General features: G+C 35.4%; 15 protein-coding genes and 1 other annotated feature. Of the genes, 7 read left to right on the top strand and 8 right to left on the bottom strand.

Features of this window, described 5'->3' with window-relative positions; translation table 11 throughout:
• Positions 1–207 precede the first annotated feature (207 nt).
• The 3 genes from ABH959_RS09675 to ABH959_RS09665 all read left to right on the top strand — a co-directional run bounded on the left by ABH959_RS09675 (position 208) and on the right by ABH959_RS09665 (position 3,332).
• Complete coding sequence (locus tag ABH959_RS09675) at positions 208–873, top strand: response regulator transcription factor (RefSeq protein ID WP_000148832.1); 666 nt, start codon at positions 208–210, stop codon at positions 871–873.
• The gene (locus tag ABH959_RS09670; protein WP_113938608.1) at positions 851–2,290 is read left to right on the top strand and encodes a sensor histidine kinase; all 1,440 of its coding nucleotides are present in this window, start codon (positions 851–853) and stop codon (positions 2,288–2,290) included. The genes ABH959_RS09675 and ABH959_RS09670 overlap by 23 nt, the downstream gene beginning before the upstream one ends.
• Positions 2,291–2,429: 139 nt before the next feature.
• Positions 2,430–3,332: an EamA family transporter gene (locus ABH959_RS09665; RefSeq protein WP_113938607.1), complete on the top strand. Its 903-nt coding sequence runs from the start codon at positions 2,430–2,432 to the stop codon at positions 3,330–3,332.
• A gap of 342 nt (positions 3,333–3,674) precedes the next feature.
• Here ABH959_RS09665 and metG read toward each other — a convergent pair whose 3' ends face one another.
• A complete protein-coding gene (gene metG, locus ABH959_RS09660) occupies positions 3,675–5,309 on the bottom strand; it encodes a methionine--tRNA ligase (RefSeq protein WP_113938606.1) in 1,635 nt (544 codons plus the stop codon).
• A gap of 50 nt (positions 5,310–5,359) precedes the next feature.
• Positions 5,360–5,630: a binding site (T-box leader), on the bottom strand.
• 113 nt (positions 5,631–5,743) lie between these two features.
• On the opposite strand from metG, the gene ABH959_RS09655 reads away from it, so the two are divergent.
• The 4 genes from ABH959_RS09655 to ABH959_RS09640 all read left to right on the top strand — a co-directional run bounded on the left by ABH959_RS09655 (position 5,744) and on the right by ABH959_RS09640 (position 11,028).
• Positions 5,744–6,562, top strand: a complete 819-nt coding sequence (locus ABH959_RS09655) for a class I SAM-dependent methyltransferase (protein WP_113938605.1) — start codon at positions 5,744–5,746, stop codon at positions 6,560–6,562.
• Between the two features lie 415 nt (positions 6,563–6,977).
• On the top strand, positions 6,978–8,672 hold the full coding sequence (locus ABH959_RS09650) for a methyl-accepting chemotaxis protein (RefSeq protein ID WP_404492518.1): 1,695 nt from the start codon (positions 6,978–6,980) through the stop codon (positions 8,670–8,672).
• A gap of 228 nt (positions 8,673–8,900) precedes the next feature.
• Positions 8,901–10,592 (top strand): methyl-accepting chemotaxis protein, encoded by a 1,692-nt coding sequence (locus ABH959_RS09645; protein WP_404492517.1) that lies wholly within the window; start codon positions 8,901–8,903, stop codon positions 10,590–10,592.
• Between the two features lie 118 nt (positions 10,593–10,710).
• Complete coding sequence (locus tag ABH959_RS09640) at positions 10,711–11,028, top strand: metal-sulfur cluster assembly factor (RefSeq protein ID WP_002015982.1); 318 nt, start codon at positions 10,711–10,713, stop codon at positions 11,026–11,028.
• Between the two features lie 44 nt (positions 11,029–11,072).
• Here ABH959_RS09640 and ABH959_RS09635 read toward each other — a convergent pair whose 3' ends face one another.
• The 7 genes from ABH959_RS09635 to ABH959_RS09605 form a co-directional block, all read right to left on the bottom strand.
• Positions 11,073–12,722: a M4 family metallopeptidase gene (locus tag ABH959_RS09635; RefSeq protein ID WP_016093519.1), complete on the bottom strand. Its 1,650-nt coding sequence runs from the start codon at positions 12,720–12,722 to the stop codon at positions 11,073–11,075.
• Positions 12,723–12,931: 209 nt separating this feature from the next.
• Complete coding sequence (locus ABH959_RS09630) at positions 12,932–13,630, bottom strand: pirin family protein (protein ID WP_113938602.1); 699 nt, start codon at positions 13,628–13,630, stop codon at positions 12,932–12,934.
• Positions 13,631–13,680: 50 nt separating this feature from the next.
• The gene (locus ABH959_RS09625) at positions 13,681–14,091 is read right to left on the bottom strand and encodes a MarR family winged helix-turn-helix transcriptional regulator (RefSeq protein ID WP_113938601.1); all 411 of its coding nucleotides are present in this window, start codon (positions 14,089–14,091) and stop codon (positions 13,681–13,683) included.
• Positions 14,092–14,204: 113 nt separating this feature from the next.
• Complete coding sequence (locus ABH959_RS09620) at positions 14,205–14,639, bottom strand: DUF3920 family protein (RefSeq protein ID WP_002015986.1); 435 nt, start codon at positions 14,637–14,639, stop codon at positions 14,205–14,207.
• 136 nt (positions 14,640–14,775) lie between these two features.
• Complete coding sequence (gene uptA, locus ABH959_RS09615; protein WP_404492516.1) at positions 14,776–15,369, bottom strand: undecaprenyl phosphate transporter UptA; 594 nt, start codon at positions 15,367–15,369, stop codon at positions 14,776–14,778.
• Positions 15,370–15,450: 81 nt separating this feature from the next.
• A complete protein-coding gene (locus ABH959_RS09610; protein WP_113936313.1) occupies positions 15,451–16,650 on the bottom strand; it encodes a cation:proton antiporter in 1,200 nt (399 codons plus the stop codon).
• Entirely contained in the window at positions 16,651–17,148 is a 498-nt protein-coding gene (locus ABH959_RS09605; protein WP_001026068.1) for a cation:proton antiporter regulatory subunit, read from the bottom strand.
• Positions 17,149–17,394 lie beyond the last annotated feature (246 nt).

The following is a 17,394-nucleotide window of genomic DNA, read 5'->3' as shown; positions in this document are numbered from 1 at the left end:
CAGTTATAATATTTTATAAATTTTACAATACATACTATAATAGAACTACTGTAATTCTGAACTATTCAGTGACACTAAACAATCCCCCTTGCTACTTTCATTACTATTTTATAGCGGGGGCTTATTATATGTATAAACAATCTGAGTCATCCAAAAAATGATGAATTCGAATATTGCAGTAAAAAGCGTTATTTAGGAGGTGTTACTATGACGCATATACTGGTGATTGAAGACAACCCAGATATACAAGAACTTATTCGTGAATTTCTAATGGCACAAAACTTTACTGTTGATGTAGTTGGTGCTGGAACAGAAGGCATTCTTCTTTTCCAAAAAAATTCATACGATCTTGTCCTCCTCGATGTAATGTTACCAGATATAGATGGCTATAGTATTTGTAAAATTATGCGAGGACAATCTGATGTACCAATCATTATGTTAACAGGCTTACATAATGAAGAAAGTGAAATTAAAGGATTTGAGTTAGGTATTGATGACTATATTACAAAACCGTTCCATTACACCGTATTTATAAAACGTGTAGAAGCTGTATTAAGAAGGGCAGCAACAAAGGAAGCAGAAGCTGCAACTATACTACAATTCCATGAATTGATGTTAAATTCTACAGCATATGCCGCTTATGTTCATGGTAATCAAATTGAATTGACTACAAAAGAATTTGAAATTATATATACTTTACTGCAAAATCGGGGAAAAGTACTATCAAGAAGTGATTTGTTGAATAAGGTATGGGGCTATGAACATTATGGTGATGTGAGGGTTATAGATACACATATTAAAAACTTACGAAAAAAATTAGAAATTCCTTATATTAAAACGGTGAAAGGCATTGGCTACAAAATCGAATCGTAGCAAAGACAACATCACCAAAAATATATTCATCAAAACCTTATTATTTTGTATTCTGTTATCACTTTGTCTTTATCAAATTATTTATTTTCTAGCCTCAAATTACGATAAAGATCGTTTGAAAGCTTCTGGAACGCAAACTGCGGAACAAGCGGAATCAGACAAACAAAACGACCAAAGTAAAACAAAGCAAAATAAAGCTGTGTCAGAGAGTAGCATCTCTAATTTTCAATCTTCTCAAATAGACATGAAAGCACTCTCTACAGCCATCAATCATCTTTTGCAGCCTAGCCAAACTGCAAAAGCAAAAGAACATGCACAAAATATTCCAAGGAAAAGTAACACAACGTCTTCACTTACAGAAGCGGAAAAGCAAGTTACTAACAATGATGCCTTACATACACAAAATGCAGCAAGTAAAGCAAATGATACACATGATAATCCAAAGTTAACAGATGTGTTGCAGCAGTTAGCTCCACATATTGGGGCGACAATGCTAGCATTATCTCTGCTTGGATCTTTAATCTACGCCAAAATAATCGCCAAACCTTTCCGATATATGAGCGATGCTTTAAAAGATATTATGAATCTTGATTTCTCAGATAAAAAGCTACTTAACAAAAATACAGATCAAACAGATTTTAATTTGCAAGTAGCTGCCTCACAAGTACCTACTATTGTGAAAAATTTACATGAAAGCAATCAAGATTTAAGAAATGAACTCAAGAAGGAACAACAGTTAGAACAATCTCGTAAAGAATTTATGTCTATGATATCCCATGAATTAAAAACACCAATCGCAGCCGTTATGGGACAACTCGATGGCATGATTCACGGAATTGGCGCTTATAAAGATAGAGATAAATATTTAAAACGTTCATATGAGATGATGCAAGATATTAACATATTAACGGAAAAAGTGTCAGAATTATCCAAAATACAAAACCCTCAATTTAAACCAAATTTAAAAGTTATCTCATTAACTAATATTATTGAGGACGTTATAAAGAAAGTAGATTATTTTGTATCTGTAAAACAATTAAATGTTCAATCTAACATTAAACAAGATGCACAAATTTTAGCTGATCCTAAATTTATGCAAACTGCTATTTTTAACATTATTTCAAATGCAATTCATTATACAATTGACCATCAGCATGTATATATAAAACTTTATGAAAAGCCAAACGGTTACGCATTAGAAGTATTAAATACAGGTTCTCAAATTGATGAAGATAAACTTGCTCATTTATTTGAACCATTCTATCGCGCAAATCCTGACAAACATGGCTTAGTACAAGGTAGTGGTCTTGGGTTATATATTGTAAAACAAATATTAGATAAACATCAGTTTCCTTATGGAATACAGAACACACCTCAAGGTGTAAAATGCTCCATTGTATTCCCAAAAGCAATGTAAATTACTACTACAATTTCATACCCCAAACTCATACTTCGTATGAGTGGCGGAATTTTGTAGAGTCTCTGACTCTGTTTCGTTCGCCCGTTTTCCTTATTAGGATAACGGGCGTTTTTTATTATTTAAAAGGAGGATTTTTATGGAGAAATTTAAGTATTCATTACTAGTTTTATTCGGCGCTTGTAGCTACGGCGTACTTTCAACTATTTTTAAACTCGGATTCATCGACGGATTTTCCGCACACCAACTACTAGGAGGGCAATATGTCTTCGGATGGATTGGGCTCCTTTTACTCGTTCTGTTCTTTTCACGTCATAAAGTATCAAAAAAACAATTCTTTTCGTTACTAACAGTCGGCACAACAATGAGTATGACAGGTATTTTCTATGCTATTTCCGTAGAAGAATTGCCAGCCTCTATCGCTGTGGTTTTACTCTTTCAGTTCACTTGGATTGGTGTAGTCATCGAAGCAATTGCCAACCGGACATTCCCAAGCCGTGAGAAAGTTATATCTATTATTATTTTATTTACTGGTACATTGTTTGCTGGTGGAGTATTTGAAGGCCTTGGACAAAACTTTTCTACGAAAGGTATTATTTTCGGACTATTAGCTGCCGTCTCTTTCTCATTCTATGTATTTGTAAGCGGGCGCGTTGCTACAGATGTTCCGCCTTATACGAAAAGCTTTCTTATGACAACGAGTGCTACTCTTATTGTATGCTTATTTTTCCCGCCTACCTTTTTAACGGACGGCGCTTTACAAGCAGGCCTATGGAAATATGCTTTCTTCCTTGGACTGTTCGGGGTTATTATACCTGTCATTTGTTTTTCAATTGGTGTACCAAAAGTCGGAACGGGACTTGGTACAATATTAGGTGCAGCTGAATTACCAACAGCAATTATCGCTTCTATTACACTTGTTCATGAAGTTGTATCGCCAATGCAGTGGATTGGTATTGTGGTTATATTACTCGGTATTTTCACACCACAACTACTTACTGCTATGAAAGAAAAAAAACATAATCGTGTGCATAGTGCGTGACAACATCAACTTGTATATAAATGTGAATACAGTTACGATATGTTAAACTTTATTACTCAAAATAACATATGATATTGCGGCTATTATTCTCGTAATCCTTGCTGTGCTTTTCTTTTTGAAAGATAAGAAAGAGGGTTATACAGCATAACAAAAGACCTTTCATTTATCCCGCATTAACGGGCATTAAGACCCCCACCTCAAAATTCAGAGAAAGCAAAGAATTTAGGTGGGGGATCAACTGCCCGTAAAAGCCCGATTGGTTCAACTAATAATCAGTGGGGGATGAACAAACCCCCCACTGATTAAAGTTTCACTTTATTTGAAAGGTCTTTTCCTTATATTTCACTTTACCGCTCCATATAACTTTTCTACCTCATGTTCAATTTGTTTTACATCGATTCGCTCAAATAATGGCTGTACATTATCAATTCGGTTTGGCAACGTATTTTGAGGTTCCCAATTTACTTTAACACTCGATAATGTATTTCTAACTCTTTCACTTGAAAACGGTAAAAATGGTTCAAGCAGTTGTGCAAAGTTTGCTATTAGGTAAACACAATTATAAATTGTTTCCTCACATGAAACTGGGTCGTCTTCTCTTTGTTTCCAAGGCTGCTTTTCATCAAAGTATTTATTTGCAAAGCGTACTGCATCAAATATTGTTTCTAGTGCCACCTTAAATTTAGTTTGTTCAATCGCCTCTCCTACACTTTTATATAATCCTTCTACTTTATCTTTCAGCTCTACATCAATACTTCCCTTCGGTACAGCACCACCATAATATTTTTCAATAAACTTTAATGTCCGGTTCACAAAGTTCCCGTATGCACCTAATAGTTCACTATTATGACTGTAAATGAATTCACGCCATGAAAAATCAGTATCACGATTTTCTGGTGCGTTAACTGTTAAAAAGTAACGAATAGAATCGGGATTGTAGCGTTCCAATATATCAGGCACCCATACTGCCCAGTTTTTACTTGTCGATAATTTTCTTTTTTCTACTGTTAAATACTCATTCGAAACGATATGACGCGGGATCGCTTCTTCTCCTATTCCAAGTAATACCGCTGGCCAAATGATTGAATGAAACGGAATATTATCCTTACCATGTACATAATATGTTTTCGCTTCTTTATCCCAAAACTCTTGATCATCTTTCCCTGTTTCTTCAGCCCAATTTTTACTCGCCGAATAATATCCTGTCACTGCTTCAATCCATACGTAAATTTTCTTATCTTCATATCCTGCCACCGGAATTGGTACCCCAATTGGTAAATCACGTGACACTGCCCTATCTTGTAATCCTTCCTTTAAATATCTCTCTGTTAATTGAATTGCATTGTCGCGCCATGTTCCTTTCTGCTTTGCAATTTCTACGACCTCTTTAATTTGCTGCTGAAATTTATGCAATGCAAAATAGAAATGCTCTGTTTCCTGTACTGATGGCGTACTACCACATAACTTACATTTCTTTTCTAACAAATCGAGTGGATCTAAAATAGCGGAACAAGCATCGCATTGATCGCCCCTTGCTGCTTCATGACAATGCGGACAAAGGCCTTCTACATAACGATCTGGTAAAAATTGCGTACACGTTTCGCAATAAGCTTGTTCAACTACTTTTTTATAAATATAACCTTCTTCTAATAGTCGCAAAAAGACTTTTTGAACAGTTTCATGATGATGCTCGCTATCTGTACGTGTATAGCAATCATAAGTAAAACCAAGGCTACGAAAACATCGCTCAAACTCCTCGTGATACTTATCAGCAATTTCTTTCACCGTCACACCGTCTTGCTTTGCTCTAATTGTAATCGGTGTTCCATTACAATCACTTCCTGAAACATACAACACATGCTCACCTTTTGCCCTGTAATAACGTGCTAAAATATCTCCTGGTAACAAACTAGCAATGTGTCCAAGGTGTAACGAACCATTTGCATACGGCCAAGCGCCTCCAATAAAAATACTCATCTTATATTCCTCCTTTAAAATATAAAAAGCCCCGCCCTTATCTTAAAAAAGATAAGGGCGGGGCTGTATAAACAGTCGCGGTACCACCTTATTTCGTCAGTCATTCGCATAACTAACCTTAACAAGTACGGAGCTATATGCTCTTATACTGTGGTTTTGATAACGAGTACCAACTCTCGTCGCCGCCTACTATTATCATTTGATAAGTTCAGGACGAAGCTCAAAGGCCATTGTTCAAATGAATATTCTTGCTTCTTCTCAGCTACCGAAGCTCTCTGGACAGAATGATTTCATTCTACTTTTCCTTTTCAACGCTTTTATGTATAAAACTTATTTTACGACTTAACAACAGAAAAATCAAACTTTTATTCAAAAAAACAGGAAATTCTACTCACCCACCGAATAACTATACGTTCACAAAAGGAGTGATAAGATTGAATCAAAAGCAACTAAGTACTATTAATGAAAAAAGTTGGAACGCAGCTGCTTATGAAGCTTGGACAAATCGCCACGGGGCGCCAGAGGATTATGCGAAAAAGCTCATGGAAGATCCCGTGCGCGAGGTAAATCATTATTTACCTTACATACAATCTCCAAAAGGAAAGCGTATTATTAATTTACTCGGATCAAAAGGAAATAAAGCAGTTGCTCTTGCTCTTTTAGGAGCCGATGTAACAGTTGTAGACATTTCAGCAAGTAATGAAAAATATGCAACCGAACTAGCCGAAGCTGCTGGTGTCTCTATTCAATATATCATTTCCGATGTACTAGATTTAAATCTATCCCAATCATTTGATATCGTGTTACTGGAACTTGGCGTGCTCCATTACTTTTTAGACTTAAAGCCACTCTTTCATATAATCTCTCACTTACTAAAACAAGATGGGACCTTTATACTACGTGACTATCATCCCATTTATACAAAATTATTAGGAGTAGATCATCCATCATTTCGAGCAAATGGAAATTATTTCGACGAGGAACTTATTGAAGATGACGTAGCTTATAGTACTCTCCTTACGGGATCACAGAAATACGCTTTACCGAGAACAAAAATTAGGCGCTGGACACTAGGAGAAATCATTACATCAATGGCAGAAACAAATTTCAAGGTTGAAAAATTGATTGAAGAACACGGATCTCATCAAAAGTGGGTTTTCCCTTCTACTTCACCCGAAGGAATTGAAGAACGTATACCAGGTCTATACACATTAATTGCGACAACATGCAAAAAAGGATCCCTTCACGGATAGGATCCTTTTTTGCATGCTTACGCATATAAGTTGAGGTTGGAGATTACCATAATTCTGTAGAATAGGACACAAGATATTTCAACATTCGTCTCTGACTTACGTCGTCAAAAAGGGGTATGACCAACATAACGAAGAGTAATGTTCAGTTGATAGTGATAATCGTTATCAACTAATTAGAAGTATACAGGATGTTATTTCTAATTACAATAGTATTTCTTATTTTTATTTAAGAATTTTTTGATATACAAATGTATACATTTTAAGAACATTTACTCACATTAATCTGCCATATTCCATTATCTGCTATAATTTTCATTGAACAGATTAATAACTTCTTAATCATGTTTTTTATTAATTCCGTTCTTAATATTTATAAATTACAATAAATAGTTTTTCAAAAAAGGTAGGGGTAACAATGAAATATGTTAGCATTCGAAAAAAACTACTGTTCACACTCTTAAGCATTTCTTCCTTATTTAGCATTGCTCTTATTGTTATTCTTTCATTCGCTATGAATCAAGCAAGTGAAATCGAAACATTAAAGAATGATGTATCGAAAAGAGCAACGATTTTAAAAGAACGTGGCGATTGGTTCCAAGCGCAGGTCGCTGGTTTACAAGAATATTTACTATCACATGACCAAAAAGGATTGGATAAATTCAACCGGGAAGGAAAAAAACTAGCTGATACTAGGGAGAAAGTAACAAGTGATAAAAAACTCCCAGAAGGAATGAAAGAGGCCATTTTAATGGGAGCAAAATGGCGCAGCGTCGTAGATAATGAAGTCCTCCCCCTTGCACGGGAAGGAAAATGGGATGAAGCATCCAAAATTGCTCTTGCTCAAACAGATTATGTAAATGATCTTTTAAGTCGTTTTACTAAATATGCAAATGAAGAAAATGACAAACGGGACGTATTAATTGCTGACGTAGAGTCTTCTTCATCCCTTATTCAATATATTATTTTCTTCTCACTCATTACATGTACATTAACGTCTATTCTATTGGCATGGTGGTTCTCTGGTAAACTCGTTAAACCGATTCGACAAATTGATGCGAAATTAAAAGAATTAGCTTCTCAAGATGGCGATTTAACCGCTAGATTACACGTAACGAGTAAAGATGAAATTGGTGACATCGCAAATTCCTTTAATCAAATGCTTGCTAACTTACAGCGTATAATAAAGCAAGTTCAACAAACATCAACAAGTGTAAAAGAAGCTTCTGAAAATGTGTTTATCGAAACAACTGCTTCTATGGAAAATACCGCAAAAACTAAAGAGACTATGAATGCTCTTGAGCACAATATTCGTTCACAAGTTTCTAGCATTGAAGAAAGTTCAACAGCAATGGATGATATGGCAACGAGTGTTCAGCGTATTGCACAAGCTGCCTCTTCTGCCGCTAGCCTAGCTGTTACAACTTCTGAAAAAGCAGATGATGGAAATAAAGTCATTGAAAAATCTATTACACAAATGCATACAATTAACGAAGCTGTTAACGCTACATCACAAGTGGTAGAGCGACTCATTACACATACGAATCATATTGATACTGCACTTCAATCTATTTCTAATATTGCCGAGCAGACGAATTTGCTCGCTTTAAATGCTTCTATTGAAGCGGCCCGTGCTGGTGAACATGGAAAAGGATTCGCTGTTGTTGCCGATGAAGTACGGAAACTTGCTGAACAATCTCAGCTAGCAGCAAATGACATTAACCATTTACTTCATCAAATTCAAGCGGACACAAAAATAGCAAATGACATGATGACACAAGGTCAGTCAGAAGCTTCTGAAGGAATTACAGTCATTCGTACCGCTGGATCTTCATTCTCAGAAATTGTTAATCACATTAACAATTTCTCTACACAAATACAAGAAATGTCTGCAACTGCTGAAGAAATGGCCGCAAGTTCTGAAGAAATGAATGCAGCTTTAAATAATATCGCTTCTATTTCAAATGAAGTTGCTGCCGAAACATCGAAAACAGCAACTTCAGCTGGTGACCAAGTAAACAAAATGAGTGTCATTGCTAAAAAATCATCAGAAATGAAAACAATTGTGCAAGAACTTGAAGTGCTCGTTTCTCATTTCAAAACAAATGGTTAAAATGAAAATTTCATTTATACTTCTACGAACTCTAAATTGTTAGAAAGAGCGATTTAGAGTCTCTCTTTTTTCACGCTAAAATATCTCTTTCTATCTCCCATTCTGTCTGCTATAATTCCTAAAGGAAAGAAGAAAGCTTTATTCCAGATGGAGTAAAGCTTTCTTTCAATTTTTTACATTAATTAATTAATTCTAATACTAAGATTTTACAAGGAGGATTTTTATCATATGAATTTTATTAGCATTCGAAAAAAACTAATGTTTATGATGGGAATGATTTGCGCTTTATTCGGTATCGCCTTAGCTTTTATTTTATTCTTTACCATGGATCAGTCTCATAAAGCTGAAACATTACAAAAAGAAATTTCTCCTCTTGCAACAGAATTGAAAGAGCGCGGAGACGCTTATCAAGTACAACTTTCTGCTTTAAGAGGTTATTTACTACAACATGATCAAGTCGAATTAGACAAGTTTAATGAGATGAGTAAACGTCTTGAAGATACAAAAGAGCAACTTCTTTCTAACCCTAACACTTCTCAGTCCGTGAAAAGCACAATGGAATTAGGATCCACTTGGAGAAAGTTCATTGAAGAGAAAGTATTCACTCTTGCAAAAGAACAAAAATGGGAAGAAGCTTTACAAGTAGCTTCTACAGAGAATGGCACTGTTTATAAAGTAATCGGTGATTTCACAAATTACACTAATGAACAAGCTAAATTACGTGAACAATCTATTGAAAAAATCGATCAATCTTCACTACGAATTGAATATGTTGTCTTCTTATCACTTGTTATTTGTATTGTAACTGCAATTATTCTTGCATGGTGGTTCTCTGGTAAGCTTGTAAAACCAATTCAACAAATTGATACTAAACTAAAAGAATTGGCCTCTCAAGAAGGCGACTTAACAGCCCGTCTACAAGTAAATAGCAATGATGAAATCGGTGCTATTGCCACATCATTTAATAAAATGTTAGAAAACTTGCAGCACATCATTAATCGTGTTCAAAAAACATCTGTAGAAGTACAAACAGCTTCTGAAAATATGCTAGAAAAGACTAATACATCACGCGAGGCAACAATAAGAGTTCAAAGCTCGATGTCCAACTTAAATTCAAGTATTCAATCGCAAACTTCTAGTATGGAAGAAAGCTCGACTGCGATGGATGATATGGCAATAAGTGTTCAGCGTATCGCTGAATCTGCTTCATCTGTAGCCGAACTTGCTGTAGCTACATATGAACACGCTAACGATGGAAGTACTGTTATCCAAAAATCTGTTTCACAAATGACAACGATACATGAAGCTGTAAATGCTACATCAGAAGTAGTCGAACGTCTAATCACCCATACGAAATATATTGATACGGCTGTACAATCTATTTCTAATATCGCTGAGCAAACGAATCTACTTGCTTTAAATGCTTCTATTGAAGCGGCTCGTGCTGGTGAACAAGGAAAAGGATTCGCTGTCGTAGCTGATGAAGTTCGTAAACTTGCGGAACAATCAAAAACAGCGGCAAAAGATATTAACCAATTGCTTCATCAAATTCAAAATGATACGGAAACTGCTAGCTCTATGATGTCTCAAGGCCGCTCTGAAGCATTTGAAGGCATTACTGTCGTTCGGGAGGCTGGTACTTCTTTCACAACAATTGTTGAACAAGTAAATAAAGTATCAACTCAAATACAAGACATATCAGCAACTGCTGAAGAAATGGCTGCAAGCGCTGAAGAAATGAACGCTTCACTTAATAACATCGCTTCTATTTCAAATGAAGTATCTAGTGAAACAGCCGCAACGGCACAATCTGCTGAACAGAAAGTCATCGTGATGAATGAAATGACTCTCACTGCAAAACAAATGAAACAAACGGTTGCAGAATTAGATGAACTCGTATCTCATTTTAAAACTGAATAGCTTTTTTAAAAATATTCCTCTTCCAAGAGGAATATTTTTTTGAGCTCATTTCCTGCACATTATACATATATCCGTTATAATGAGAATCGATATCATTAATATTTAGGGGGTGCTACACATGTCACAACAAGCATTTGAAGAAAAGTTATATGCGAACTTAGAAGCTGTTATTGACCCTGAATTAGGTGTTGATATTATTAATCTTGGATTAGTTTATGACGTTACAGCAGATGAAAATAATAATGCTGTCGTTACAATGACGATGACTTCTATCGGTTGTCCAATGGCTGGCCAAATCGTATCAGACGTTAAAAAAGTATTATCAACGAACGTACCTGAAGTAAATGAAATAGAAGTAAACGTCGTATGGAACCCACCGTGGACAAAAGAACGTATGTCACGTATGGCAAAAATTGCATTAGGTATTCGTGATTAAATAAGAAAAAGACCTGACAATCCAGTCAGGTCTTTTTTCTCTTATTATTTTACTCCTACTGCATCATAAGCTTTTGTTACAGCTTGTACAGCTTTAGAGTTTTTACCGTATAGATCCTCTGCTGATTGAAGTGCAGCTTGACGCATCATTTTGAAATCAGAGTTTGCAGTTAAATATTTTGTAAGAGCACGATAGTAAATTTTTTCTGTTGCTTCACGGCCCACTCCAGTTACTTTCACATTGTAATGCGTGCCGCCCTCAGAAACTAAATACGCCGCCTTATTGTTAATACTACTGTTAATATGAACGCCGCCATTATCAGCTGTTCCAGTATAACGTTTATTATAGTGATCTGGGTAACCTTCACCTGGTTTTAATGGGTTTGGAATAGATGCCGGATCCTTCAGTGAACGAAGCGCATCACCAGGTTTACCAGGTGTATAAATATCAGCACCTAAATCCCAGCTCTTCTTCTCTACCATTACACCCATAATGTCAGATAACGATTCATTTAACGCACCTGACTCATCTTTATAAACAAGGTTTGCTGTATTTTCAGTTACAGCATGCGTTAATTCGTGGCCAATAACGTCTAGGCCAGCAGATAATGGAATGAATGTCTTACCATCGCCATCACCATACATCATCTGAACACCGTTCCAAGCTGCGTTATTCCAAGATTCACCTACGTGAACAGTAGAAATAAGTCTCGCACCTTTATCATCGAAAGAGTTACGGTTAAATGTCTTTTTATAATAATCATATACTTTTCCTGCATTCACATGCGCATCAACTGCCGCTTTATCTTCGAAGAACTTAGATTTACTTACAACTTCTTCTCCCGTATATCCAAGAATTTGTGAGAATAAATTAAACCAGTTTTCATCCATATTCTCTGCATCAAATGTATGGACACCTTGTCCTCGTGTACCATCAAATAAGTTGAATGCTCCTGTTTTCGTATCTTGAGCAATTTCAAATGATTGTCTAGCGCCTAATACTCCGTAACCAAATCCAGTAATGTTATCTACAGCATTATATTTCTCAATAACATTTCCATTTGTTGCATCAACAAAGTAATGCCAATATCCTGGAGCTGGTTTCGAAACCGACGCTTTTACAAGATATGCAAGATAGTATTGACCATCTTTTTCATACACATATAAATCTTTTTTCACACCATCATAATTCTTTACTTTACCAATTTCTTTCTCAATATTAGCTTTTGCAATCGTTTCTGCTTGTTCCGCACTAATACTTGCAGATGCAGGAATATTTTTATTATCTAAATTCGGAATAACTTGTCCGAAAAATGCTTTTACATTATTCTCTTTATCAAGCGTAACTGTTTGATCTGAACCATACACAGGAATGTTATTATGCTTCTCAACTAACTTCACATGTGTTGTACCAGAATCAGCATCTTTTTCTTCACCAACGATATTGAAATGTTTGTCAATATTTCCTGCTAGTTTAAACATATCTTTTTTACTCTCTAAATATTGAAAGACCGTCTCTTTTTTATCTAGTCCTTCCGGCGCTTTCCATTCTTCACCTATGTAAGCTGGTGTTTTAAACTCTTGGTGATACTGGATTTTTTGCTCTTCTGCTTTCGTCGTAGTTGCTCCAAATGCCCCAAACCCACTTGCGATAACAGTTAATGCTAATGCTGATGAAATTACTTGCTTTTTCAATCTAACACTCCCCATTTCCCTAAAAGTTTTTAACACCTTTATAAATATTCTGAATAATCTTTCTAATACCTGCTCTCAAAAATTGAGAAAGTTTTTTCTGATAATTAAACTCACCAAAAAGAGGACATCGAAAAACGATGTCCTCTTTCCTATAACTTTTCATTCCGCTATTTATATGCTGGAAAGCCACCACTGATTAAAGCCTCACTTTATTGCATTTTCATTTCAATTGCTAAATAGTGAGACTTCTCTTTCGCTTGAATGCGAATATCTTCTTCTACAGCCTCCGCTGCATCACGCATTACAAGTGTTTCACCGTTTACAACGCTGCTACCTTCAATTTGTACAAGGTACAATTGACGTCCTTCTTTAACAGGAAAATGAATTTCTTTACCAGCTTCTAATGATAAAGAATATAAATTTGCATCTTGGTGAATATGAATTGGTGCATCTCCATCAGAAGGAGATACCATATGGAACCACTCATTTTCACGTTTACTCCAATCAAATTTAAACTCACCATAGTTTGGTTTATGACCGTCGCGGTCTGGTAAAATCCAAATTTGTAATAAACGTAGTGTTTCATTTCCTAGATTATGCTCACTATGAAATACACCTGTGCCAGCACTCATATATTGAACATGTCCTCGCTCAATTGTTCCGCGGTTTCCCATGCTATCCTCATGTGTTAAAGCACCATCTACAACGTACGAAATGATTTCCATATCGCGGTGCGGATGCATATCAAAACCAGTTTGTGCCGCTACTAAGTCATCATTAATTACACGCAATGCTCCGAAGTTCATGTTATTCGGGTTATAGTAATTCGCAAAGGAAAAATGAAAATGTGTATTTAACCATCCATGATTTGCTCTTCCCATATTTTTATGATCAACTTTTCTAAACATATCCTTCACCTCATATTATCTCGAAATCGAGATATTTATTTTTAATTTTATCACTGCAACTTCTTCAGTAATTCTAATAATTGTTTTTGTTCTTTTCTATTTAACTTATCAAATTGCTCTGCTTGAAATGTTTCTTGCGGCGGGACTATTTCTTCATATAGAACCTTTCCCTTTTCTGTTAATGAAATATATTTCGTAGTACCTTCTTGTTCACGCTGAATCCAATCTAGTTGCTCCATCTTATTTAAAAGTTGAGTAACATTTCCTTTCGTAACAAACAACTTATTTCCAAGTTCTTGCTGCGTTAAATGATCGTTTCCTCCAATTTGAACTAATACATCAAACTGAGCGGCAGATACATTCCACTTTTTCAAATGCTGATTCGTCTCACGAATACTTCTATTATAAAAGCGTGATAAACGAAACCATAATATTAATCCAAGTCTTTCCTCTGCTTTCATTCCATCACCTCGCTCATTTGATACTATTAGTTTAGAACTAAACTTATTAAAGGTCAACTGCTTATTTTTAATTAGCAATAAATAAAAGCACAGTGATTTTCCTCCACTATGCTTCAGATTAAATTTCTATTTTTATATTCATCTAGCTTCCTCTCCGCGAAATGCCTCGCATCTTTCTCGATCCATCTTTCTTCGTATAGTTCATTTCCAACATATAGTACATCGTCCTTATGCTGCATCGCATGCCTGAATTCATGCAATAGCGTTTTGAGCACTTGCTCATACTCTTCCCACATACAAACGAAAATTAATTGTTTTTCTTTATGATAAAAACCACCTACTGGGAATAAAAACTCCTCTTCTTCTTCTCCTAATGATAAAAGTACATGATTCGCATCACACGTATCACAAAAAATAACTGGCGTTGCACTTACTTCAATAAGAGAAAACAAATCATTTCTTAACTTTTTGACATCCCAAGGAAGCTCCGAATCCAACACATACCAATTCTCAACTTGTTGATATACATTTTGAAACTGGAGTTCCATTTCTCAATAATCCCCTTCCTAAACTCCCTTTTCCTATATGTATGCCACAATATGGTAAATATTAAACATACACTTTCATCCTTTAAAAAATGACAATAAAAAAGAATCTATGTCAGCATAGATTCTTTTTCCGTAATCACTTTTTTTTCATCATTTTTTTTAATATAAAATAACCAATTGCACAAACAATAGCAGCAAGTGCAAAGTATTTCACATATGGCCCAGCTACTTTATTAATACTTTCCCACTCTGTTCCTAATTTAAAACCTAAATATACAAATACAATTGACCATGGAATAACAGCTAGTGTAGTTAGCGTAATAAACTTAGCATGTGACATTTTCGCAATACCCGCTGGTATCGAAATAGCATGACGCACAACAGGAATAAAACGCGCTGTAAAAATAACACCAGTTCCGTAACGATTAAACCACGCTTCAGCATAATCAATATGTTTCTTCTGAATCAAAATATATTTTCCATATCGCTCAAGAACAGGTCTTCCTCCGTATCGACCGATCCAATAAATGAATAGTTGTGCGATTACACCACCAATTGTACCGAACGCGACAGCCCCCCAAAATGTAATGCTTCCTGTTGATACTAAATAACCTGCATAAGATAATACGATTTCACTTGGGATAACCTCTAGCATTAATCCCAGCATAATTCCACAATAACCAAGTCCTTCTAGAAAAACTAAAACTGAATGAATCAACTCTCCTAACATCATTTACCTCTCTTTACTGTTTTCATTGCAAAAAATAAAAGTACAAGCAGTAAATATCTTGTACTTTTATTTTTTAAAAATTTATCTAGTCTTCGTATCCCACTTAAAGATTTTATTTAAAAGTTTATATACATTCTTTGACTCTTTCGTTAGAAGGGGACCTAAAATGGATAGTATAAGCACATATAGTGCTGAGAATGGTTTCAATACCGACATTAACCCACCCGCGATACCGATATTAGCCATAATGATTGAGAATTCTCCCCTTGAAACGATTGTTAATCCAATATTTGTTGATGCTTTATGAGATAATCCAGCTTGTCGTCCCGCAATCATCCCTGCTACAAAGTTTCCGATTATCGTCAGAAGTACAGCACCTAACGTTAACCATATTGCTCCGCCCAATGAAAACGGATCGATACTTAATCCGAAACTGAAGAAGAAGATAGCTCCGAAGAAGTCTCTAAATGGAACAACAAGATGTTCAATTCGATCACTATGCTCTGTCTCAGAGAAAACTAACCCTAAAAGAAGTGCCCCGATTGCTTCTGCAACGTGAATTGTTTCTGAAAAACCTGCAATAAAGAACAACGAAGCAAATACCACAATAATAAAAATTTCATCTGAACTAATATTGAGCAATCTATTTAATAACGGCGTTGCTTTTCTAGCCACAATAAAGAATAGAAGCATATATCCTAAAGCAATTCCAATTGAAGTAAGGGCACCTAAGAAGGAAGCGTGATCCCCAAGAACTAAGCCAGAAACTACTGATAAATATACAGCAAGGAATATATCTTCAAACATAATAATTCCTAAAATTAATTCGGTTTCATTATTACCAGTTCTTCTTAAATCAACTAATACCTTTGCAACGATAGCACTAGAAGAAATCGTAATAATACCCGCAATAATTAAGATTTCGAGTAATGGGAATCCCATTATAAATCCGTATAATAATCCTAGCGAAAAGTTAATCAAAATATAGATTGTTCCACCAATCGCGATAGAACGTCCAGATTTAATTAGTTTTTTCATCGAAAACTCTAATCCCAGATAGAAAAGAAGGAACAGAACGCCAATCCTTCCAAGGAAGGATATCACATTTGCACTTTCAATAAATTTGAGATCGATAACACCTATTGTCGGCGCGTGCGGCCCTACTAACATGCCAAGAACGATTAGAAAAGGAATTACTGAGAATTTAAACTTTCCAGCAATTACCGCCGCAATTGCTACTAAAACTAAAGCTGTACCAACTTCAAAAATTAAAGTATCCATCTAGTCAGTCCCCCTATTCGAAAGTAATTCATTAATAATTTTTTTAATTTCTTCTCTCTCACCTGAAACTACAAGCATATCTCCTTCTTCAATCACCGTGTCTGGACCTGGATTAAATAGCTTTTTCATATTCTTTTTCATAACTGCAATTATCGTTACGCTATATGTTTTTCTTATTTCAAGATCACCAATTGTTTTTCCAATTGCTGGTGCTGCATTCTCCACTTTAAACCACTCAATTGCTAAACCTTCAAAGACCATCTCAACATTTTCTAATGCCCTAGGCTTATATACCATCCCGCCTAATATTGCTGCAATTTGTCTTGCCTCTGAGTCACGTAATGAAATACTTGAGATGCTTTCTTCATGGTCTGAATCAAAATGATACATTTCTCTACGCCCATCATCATGAATGACAATCACCATCTTTTCGTTACCTTTCGTAACGATTTGAAATTTGTAACCAATACCCGGAAGTTCACTTTCTCTAATATTCATATTTAGCTCCTCCATAACTTCTTTATTTTAATTTTCTGTTTTTCTGTCTTTTGTTCATCCAATCAATTTTAGAAATTCTAACCATTCAGGATACCTATGACTTGGAAATCTTTTATTGTAATAATAAGTGGCTCCTAAAAAGATACTTAAAGATGTAATGATAAAAAATAAATTACTTCTTATTTTCAAACTCTTAAGACTTACTTTCAATAAAGATTCTTCTTTCAAATTATCCCCTCTTTTTCG

Source organism: Bacillus sp. RC51 (genome assembly GCF_044908115.1).
GTDB classification, from domain to species: Bacteria; Bacillota; Bacilli; order Bacillales; family Bacillaceae_G; genus Bacillus_A; species Bacillus_A mycoides.
The sequence above is the reverse complement of the archived record's forward strand: the minus strand, read 5'-3'. Positions and strand labels throughout refer to the sequence as shown.